The organism is Streptomyces sp. NPDC101151 (assembly GCF_044768335.1).
Classification (GTDB): domain Bacteria; phylum Actinomycetota; class Actinomycetes; order Streptomycetales; family Streptomycetaceae; genus Streptomyces.
The window spans coordinates 1-8,330 of record NZ_JBIWPP010000086.1; the positions used below are offsets into that span (position 1 = coordinate 1).

2 protein-coding genes are annotated in these 8,330 nt (G+C 74.1%); both read left to right on the forward strand.

The window, feature by feature from the left end:
* Positions 1–2,413 (forward strand): SDR family NAD(P)-dependent oxidoreductase (locus ACIRU3_RS46880; RefSeq protein WP_404070460.1); only part of this gene is annotated, 2,413 nt, incomplete at its 5' end.
* Between the two features lie 73 nt (positions 2,414–2,486).
* Positions 2,487–8,330 (forward strand): SDR family NAD(P)-dependent oxidoreductase (locus ACIRU3_RS46885; protein WP_404070462.1); only part of this gene is annotated, 5,844 nt, incomplete at its 3' end.

The window sequence follows — 8,330 nt, forward strand, 5'->3', positions numbered from 1 at the left end:
GGTGGCTGGTTCGCTGCGGCGGGACGAGGGCGGTCTGGACCGCTTCCTTGCCTCCGTGGCGGAGGTGTGGACGCAGGGCGTCGCGGTCGACTGGGATCAGGTGTTCGCCGGCGCCGGTGCCTCCCGGGTCGAACTGCCGACGTATGCCTTCCAACGCCGCCGCTACTGGCTCGACGCCCCCGCCGACGGTTCAGCCGGGACAGGCCTGCCCGTCGACCCGTTCGAGGCGGATTTCTGGGAGGCCGTCGAGCGCGAGGACCTGGAGTCCGTGGCGGCGGCGCTTGAGCTGGCGGACCACGAACCGCTGAGTGCGGTGCTCCCGGCCCTCGCCTCCTGGCGCGGTGCCCGGCAGGAGCAGACGCGGCTGGACGGTTGGCAGTACCGCATCGCCTGGCAGCCGGTCGCCGCCGACCTCTCCGCCGTGCTCTCCGGGACCTGGGTGCTCGCCGTGCCCGCGGGCCATACCGCCACAGACGTGGCCACAACCACCGCCGAGGCGCTGTCCGGCCGTGGCGCCCGAGTGGTGACGGTGGAGCTGGACAGCCACCGCGCCGACCGGGAGCAGTGGGCACAGGCCATCTCCGCCGAGGCAGCGGACGGCGCGCCGGTGGGCGGCGTGGTCTCCTTGCTGGCGCTGGCCGAAGACACTGACCGTGCGCACGAAGGCGTGCCGAACGGTGTTGTCGGCACCCTGCTGCTGGTGCAGGCGCTCGGCGACGCCGGGGTGGAGGCGCCGCTGTGGTGTGTGACGCGCGGGGCGGTCGCCGTCGCCGGCGACGAGGTGCTGTCCGCTCCCGAGCAGGCCGAAGTCTGGGGCCTGGGCCGGGTGGTGGCTCTGGAGCACCCGGAGCGCTGGGGCGGGCTGGTCGATCTGCCGGAGACATTCGACGCCCGCGCGGCGGGGCGTCTCGCCGCCGTACTGGCCGCCGCCGGAACGCGAGTGGCCGCCGGTGCCGAGGAGCAGGTCGCGGTTCGCGGCGGCGGTGTGTACGGCCGTCGGCTGCTGCGCACCGGCCGTAGCGCGGCCCGCGGTGCCGAGTGGAGGCCGCGCGGCACCGTGCTGGTCACCGGTGGCACCGGCGCGCTGGGCGGCCATGTGGCCCGGTGGCTGGCGCGCAACGGCGCCGAACACCTCATGCTGACGAGCCGCCGCGGCCCGCAGGCACCGGGCGCCGCCGAGCTGGAAGCGGAGCTGCTGGAGCTGGGCGCGAAGGTCACCATCGCCGCCTGCGACGCCGCCGACCGCACGGAGTTGGCCGGACTGCTGGCATCGGTCCCCGCCGAGCATCCGCTGAGCGCCGTGGTGCACACGGCCGGTGTGCTGGACGACGGTGTCGTCGACGCGCTGACGCCGGAACGGTTCGTCCGTGTCCTGGGCCCCAAGGCGGATGCCGCCGTCCACCTGGACGAGCTGACGCGTGAGCTGGACCTGTCCGCGTTCATCGTCTTCTCGTCGATGGCCGGTACGGTCGGCAGCGCGGGCCAGGGCAACTACGCGGCCGCCAACGCCTTCCTGGACGCCCTGGTTCAGCGCCGCCGCGCGCTCGGACTGCCCGGCACCTCGGTGGCCTGGGGCACCTGGGACGGCGGCGGCCTCGCGGAGGGCGAGACGCGGGAGAACTGGACCCGGCGCAGCGGCCTCACCCCGATGGATCCGCAGGGTGCCATCGCCGCCCTGGCGCAGGTGCTGGCCCGCGACGACGAGTTCGCCGTGGTCGCGGACGTGCGCTGGGACCTGTTCGCCCCCTCCTTCACCGCCGTGCGCCCCGCGCCACTGCTCGTCGGCATCCCCGAGGTGCGGCAGGCGCTGGCCGCGGCCGCCGCAGCACAGGGGACGGGCGCGGGCCCAGAGGGCGCCGGTACGGCGGCGGAGCTGCGCGAGCGGCTGACCGGCCGGCCCGCCGCCGAGCGCAGGCGTGTACTGCAGGAACTGGTCCTTGCCCACGCCGCCGCCGTGCTGGGGCACTCCGGCACCGCGGCGATCGCGGGCGGGCGCGCCTTCAAGGACCTGGGCTTCGACTCGCTGACCGCGGTGGAGCTGCGCAACCGGCTCAAGGCCGCCTCCGGGCTGCCGCTGCCGCCCACGCTGGTCTTCGACTTCCCCACCCCCGCCGACCTTGCCGAACACCTCCGGGCCGGACTGTTCCCGGACGGTGACGAGGAGGGCGACGCGGACGCGGCCTCCCGGCCGTACGAGACGAGGGTGCGCGAGGTCCTGACCGCCATCCCTCTGTCCCGCCTGCGCGACGCCGGACTGCTGGACATGCTGCTGCAGCTCGCCGATTTCCAGGAACTCCCGGAGGAGAGCGGCACCGGAGACGAGGGCCGGCAGGAGCCGGTCGACGAGGAGTCGATCGACGAGATGGACACCGAGACCCTGCTCCGCATGGCATTCGAAAACACCGATTCCTGACAGCGCCGCAAGCGACAGCGTCGCAGGCGACGGCGCCACCGACGTCTGACGTGCCCCAAGTGTGGAGTTCCCTTTGAGCAACACCTCTCCTGAGAAGATCCTCGACGCCCTGCGCGTCTCGTTGAAAGAAACAGAACGGCTGCGCAAGGAGAACCGGCAGCTCGCGGCGGCGGCGCGGGAACCGATCGCCATCGTCGGAATGGGCTGCCGTTTTCCGGGCGGCGCGCGGACCCCCGAACAGCTGTGGGACCTGCTGGTCGACGGTACCGACGCGGTGTCCGCGTTTCCCGAGGACCGCGGGTGGGACGAGGACATCTACCACCCGGACCCGGAGCAGCAGGGCAAGAGCTATGTCCGCGAGGGCGCGTTCCTCGACGGCGTCGCCGACTTCGACCCGGCCTTCTTCGGGATCTCGCCGCGTGAGGCCCTCGCCATGGACCCGCAGCACCGCCTGCTGCTGGAGACCTCCTGGGAGGCGTTCGAACGCGCGGGCATCGACCCGTCCGCGCTGAAGGGCAGCCGTACCGGTGTCTTCGCCGGCACGAACGGCCACGACTACGGGGCGCTGCTGCGGCACACCCCCGAAGGGCTCGAGGGCTACCTCGGCACCGGCCGGTCCGGTGCGGTGCTGTCGGGCCGCATCTCGTACTTCCTGGGGCTGGAGGGTCCGGCGGTCACCGTCGACACCGCCTGCTCCGCCTCGCTGGTCACCCTCCACCTGGCAGCCCAGGCGCTGCGCAACGGCGAGTGCTCGCTCGCCCTGGCCGGCGGCGTCACCGTGATGACGACCCCCGGACTGTTCGTGGAGTTCAGCAGGCAGCGGGTGCTGTCTCCGGACAGCCGCTGCAAGGCGTTCGCGGATGCGGCGAACGGCACCGGCTGGGCCGAGGGCGCGGGCATGCTGCTGCTGGAGCGGCTGTCGGACGCGCGTCGAAACGGGCACCCCGTACTGGCCGTGCTCCGGGGCAGCGCGGTCAACCAGGACGGCGCGAGCAACGGCCTCACCGCCCCCAACGGCCCCTCCCAGCAGCGCGTCATCCGCGCCGCCCTCGCCAACGCCAGGCTCGCCGCGGCAGACGTGGACGCCGTCGAGGCGCACGGCACGGGCACGACCCTGGGTGACCCGATCGAGGCGCAGGCGCTGCTGGCCACCTATGGGCAGGGGCGGCCGGAGGACCGGCCGCTGTGGCTCGGCTCGCTGAAGTCCAACATCGGCCACACCCAGGCCGCCGCCGGAGTCGCGGGCGTGATCAAGATGGTGCAGGCGCTGCGCCATGGGGTGCTGCCACAGACGCTGCACGTGGATGAGCCGTCGACGAACGTGGACTGGACGGCCGGTGCGGTGGAGCTGCTGACCGAACAGCGGGCCTGGCCCCGGGTCGAGGGGCGGCCCCGCCGCGCTGGTGTCTCCTCCTTCGGCGTCAGCGGCACCAACGCCCACGTGATCCTGGAGCAGGCGCCGGAGCCGGAGCCGGTCGAGGCGGCGGAGCCGGTGTCCGTTCCTACGGTGGTGCCGTGGGTGCTGTCGGGCCGGAGCGCGGACGCGCTGCGCGGACAGGCGGAGCGGCTGCTGTCCACGGTGTCGGACGAGGCGCTGCCGCCGGTGGGCGTCGGCCGGTCGCTGGCTTCCGGGCGGGCCGCGTTCGAACACCGCGCGGTGGCGCTCGGCGAGGCCGGCGTCACGCCGGCCGCCGGGGTCGGCGCCCTCGCGCGCGGCGAGTCCGCACCCGGGCTGATCGAAGGCCCCGCCGGCGGAGCGGTCGCCGGGCCGCTGGCCGTGCTGTTCTCGGGTCAGGGCAGCCAGCGGGCTGGGATGGGCCACGAGTTGTACGGCCGGTACCCGGTGTTCGCCCGTGCGGTGGACGAAGCGTGCGAGGCACTGGACCGGGAGCTGGCCGGGCATGCGGACCGGCCGCTGCGCGATGCCCTCTTCGGAGACGAGGACGGGGTACTGGACCGGACGGTGTTCACCCAGGCGGCGCTCTTCGCCGTCGAGGTGGCCCTGTACCGGCTGGCCGAGTCCTGGGGCGTACGCCCGGACTTCCTGACCGGTCACTCCATCGGCGAGATCGTGGCGGCGCATGTGGCGGGGGTGTTCTCGCTCGACGACGCGGCCCGGCTGGTGGCCGCGCGTGGCCGCTTGATGCAGGCGCTGCCGGCGGGCGGTGCGATGGTCGCCGTCCAGGCCACGGAGGAGGAAGCGACCGCCCTGCTCGCCGAGCACGGGGAGCGGGTCGGCATCGCGGCGATCAACGGGCCCGCCTCCGTGGTGATCTCGGGTGATGAGGACGCCGTGCGCACGCTCGCCGAGAAGCTGCGCGCCGAGGGCCGCAAGACCAAGCGGCTTCGCGTCTCCCACGCCTTCCACTCGGTCCACATGGACGCGATGCTGGACGACTTCCGGGCCGTCGTGCGGTCGCTGACCTTCCAGGAGCCGCGGATCCCCGTGGTCTCCAACGTCACCGGGCGGATCGCCGCCGCGGAGGAGCTGGGCTCGGCCGACTACTGGGTGCGGCACGTCCGCCAGGCCGTGCGCTTCTCCGACGGAGTGCGCGCGCTCGCCGCCGAGGGCGTCTCGGTCTTCCTCGAACTGGGCCCCGACGGCGTGCTCAGCGCCATGGGCGCCGAGACCGTGCCGGACGCGGTGTTCATCCCCGTACTGCGCTCCGGCCGGCCCGAGGACCGCGGCCTGATCTCCGGCCTCGCCCTGGCCTGGACCCATGGCGCCACCGTCGACTGGGCGGCGCTGTTCGAGGGTTCGGGTGCGGCGCGGGTCGAGCTGCCCACGTACGCCTTCCAGCGCCGGCGCTACTGGCTCCCGGACGCCGCGGCACCGACGGACGGCGCCGAGGGCCCCTCCGGCGGGACGGCGGAGCGCCAGGACGCGCTGTACGAGGTGGAATGGATGCCGGCCGCCGAGGGACATACCGCCCCCGACGACTGGGAGTTCTACACAGAGCCCCGAGACGACCGGCCCGTACCGCCGTTCGTGGTGTTCAACCCGGGCGGCGGCGACCCGGCGCAGCCCGTGCCCGAGCGCGTCCACACCCTCACCGAGCAGCTGCTGGACGTCCTCCAGGCTTGGCTGGCCGACCCCCGGACCGCGTCCTCGCGGCTGGTGGTGGCGACCGATGCTCCCGATCTGGTGTCCGCGCCGCTGCGCGGCCTGGTGCGCTCCGCGCAGTCGGAGCACCCGGGCCGGTTCGCGCTGCTGTCCGGCGACCGTATCGACGCGGAGACGATCCGTACGGGCCTGGCGGCAGGGCCGGACGAACCGCAGACAGCGGTCCGCGACGGCCGCCCGTACGTCGCCCGGCTGCGGCGCGCCGACAACGCCGGACTCTCCCGCGACGCCGCGCCCGGCACCGGACTCGGGCTGGCCGGCGGTACCGTGCTCGTCACCGGCGCCACCGGCGGCCTGGGGCGGCTGGTGACCCGCCACCTGGCCACGGAGCACGGGGTCACCGGCATGGTCCTGGTCTCCCGCTCCGGCCCGGACCCGGCGTGGACCGACGAGCTGTCCGCGCTGGGCGTCTCCGTCCGGGCGGTGGCCGCCGACGTCGCCGACCGTGCGGCCATGGCCGACCTCATCGGCTCGGTCGGCGACCGGCTGACCGGCGTGGTGCACACCGCGGGCATCGTCGACGACGGGCTGGTCGCCACGCTCGACCCCGACCGACTGCACGCGGTGCTGCGGCCCAAGGTGGACGCCGCCTGGCAGCTGCACGAGCTGACGGCCGGGCTCGACGGTCTCCGCGCCTTCGTGCTGTTCTCCGCCGCCGCCGCCCCGTTCGGCGGTGCCGGCCAGGGCAACTACGCGGCGGGCAACGCGTTCCTTGACGCCCTCGCCGAGCACCGCCGCGCCCAGGACCTGCCCGCGGTCTCCCTCGCATGGGGCCTGTGGGGCGAGCGCGGCGGCATGGGCGGCCGGCTCGGCGCGGCCGACCTGGCGCGCATGGCCCGCGGCGGCGTGCTGCCGCTCTCCGCGGACCAGGGCCTCGCACTGTTCGACGCGGGCCTGGCGGCGGACCGGCCCGCCCTGATCCCGGTACGGCTGGACCTCTCCGCGCTGCGCGCTGCGGACACCGTCCCCGCACTGCTGCGCGACCTGATCCCGGCCACGCCCCGGCGGGCCGACACGGCCGTGGACACCGCTCCCGCGAGCGGATCGGCCCTCGCCCAGCGGCTGGCCGGGCTCGCCGAGGCCGACCAGCACCAGCTGCTGCTTGACCTGGTCCGCAACAACGCGGCGGCGGTGCTCGGATACGCCGCAGGGGACGCGGTCGACCCCGGGCGGCCCTTCAAGGAGATCGGCTTCGACTCCCTGACCGCGGTCGAACTGCGCAACCGGCTCGCCTCCGCCACCGGGCTGGCGCTGACCGCCACACTGGTCTTCGACTACGCGAACCCCACCGCCCTCGCCCGGCACCTGCGGGTCGAGCTGGTGGACGTGGCCGACGAGGCCTCCGCCGCGGCCACGGCTCAGGCCGGCCCCGCGTCCAACGACGACCTCATCGCCGTCGTCGGCATGGGCTGCCGTTTCCCGGGCGGCGCCGACACCCCCGAAGAGCTGTGGCGGCTGCTGGCCTCCGGCGGCGACGCGGTCGCGGAGTTCCCCGCGGACCGCGGCTGGGACATGACGAACCTCTACGATCCGGACCCCGACCGCGTCGGCAAGAGCTATGTGCGCGAAGGTTCCTTCCTCCCGGACGCCACCGACTTCGACCCCGCCTTCTTCGGCATCGCACCGCGCGAGGCGCTGGCCATGGACCCGCAGCAGCGGCTGCTGCTGGAGACGTCCTGGGAGGCGATCGAGCACGCGGGCATCGACCCCTGGTCGCTGAAGGGCAGCCGCACCGGGGTGTTCGCGGGCACCAACGGCCAGGACTACGGGGCACTCCTCCAGCGGGCCCCGAAGGAGTCCGACGGCTACCTGGCGACCGGCAGCGCGGCCAGCGTCGTCTCCGGACGCCTCTCCTACACCTTCGGTCTGGAGGGGCCCGCCGTCTCGATCGACACCGCCTGCTCGTCTTCGCTGGTGGCGCTGCATCTTGCGGCGCAGGCGCTGCGCAACGGCGAGTGCTCGCTGGCGCTGGCCGGCGGTGTGACGGTGATGTCCACCCCCGGCCTCTTCGTGGAGTTCAGCCGCCAGCGCGCGCTGTCTCCGGACGGCCGGTGCCGCGCCTTCTCGGACGCGGCGGACGGTACGGGATGGGGTGAGGGCGCGGGCATGCTGCTGCTGGAGCGCCTGTCGGACGCCCGGCGCGCAGGCCATCCGGTACTCGCGGTGATCCGCGGCAGCGCGGTCAACCAGGACGGCGCGAGCAACGGCCTCACCGCGCCGAACGGCCCCTCCCAGCAGCGCGTCATCCGCGCCGCTCTCGCCAACGCGCGGCTCTCCGCGGCCGAAGTGGACGCGGTCGAGGCCCATGGCACCGCCACCACCCTCGGCGACCCCATCGAGGCACAGGCGCTGCTGGCCACCTACGGGCAGGACCGCCCCGCGGACCGGCCGCTCTGGCTCGGCTCGGTGAAGTCCAACATCGGCCACACCCAGGCCGCGGCGGGTGTCGCCGGCGTGATGAAGATGGTGCTGGCGATGCGCCATGGTGTGTTGCCGCAGACGCTGCATGTGGATGAGCCGTCGTCGAAGGTGGATTGGTCGGCGGGTGCGGTGGAGTTGCTGGCCGAGCAGCGGGAGTGGCCGCGGACGGGTGCGCCGCGTCGTGCGGGAGTCTCGTCCTTCGGTGTCAGTGGCACCAATGCGCACGTGATCCTGGAGCAGGCGCCTGAACTGGGGTCGGCTGAAGCTGTCGAGCCTGTGGTGGAGCCGGTTGTGGTTCCGTCGGTGGTGCCGTGGGTGCTGTCCGGTCGTGGTGTGGAGGCGCTGCGGGGTCAGGCGGCACGGTTGTTGTCC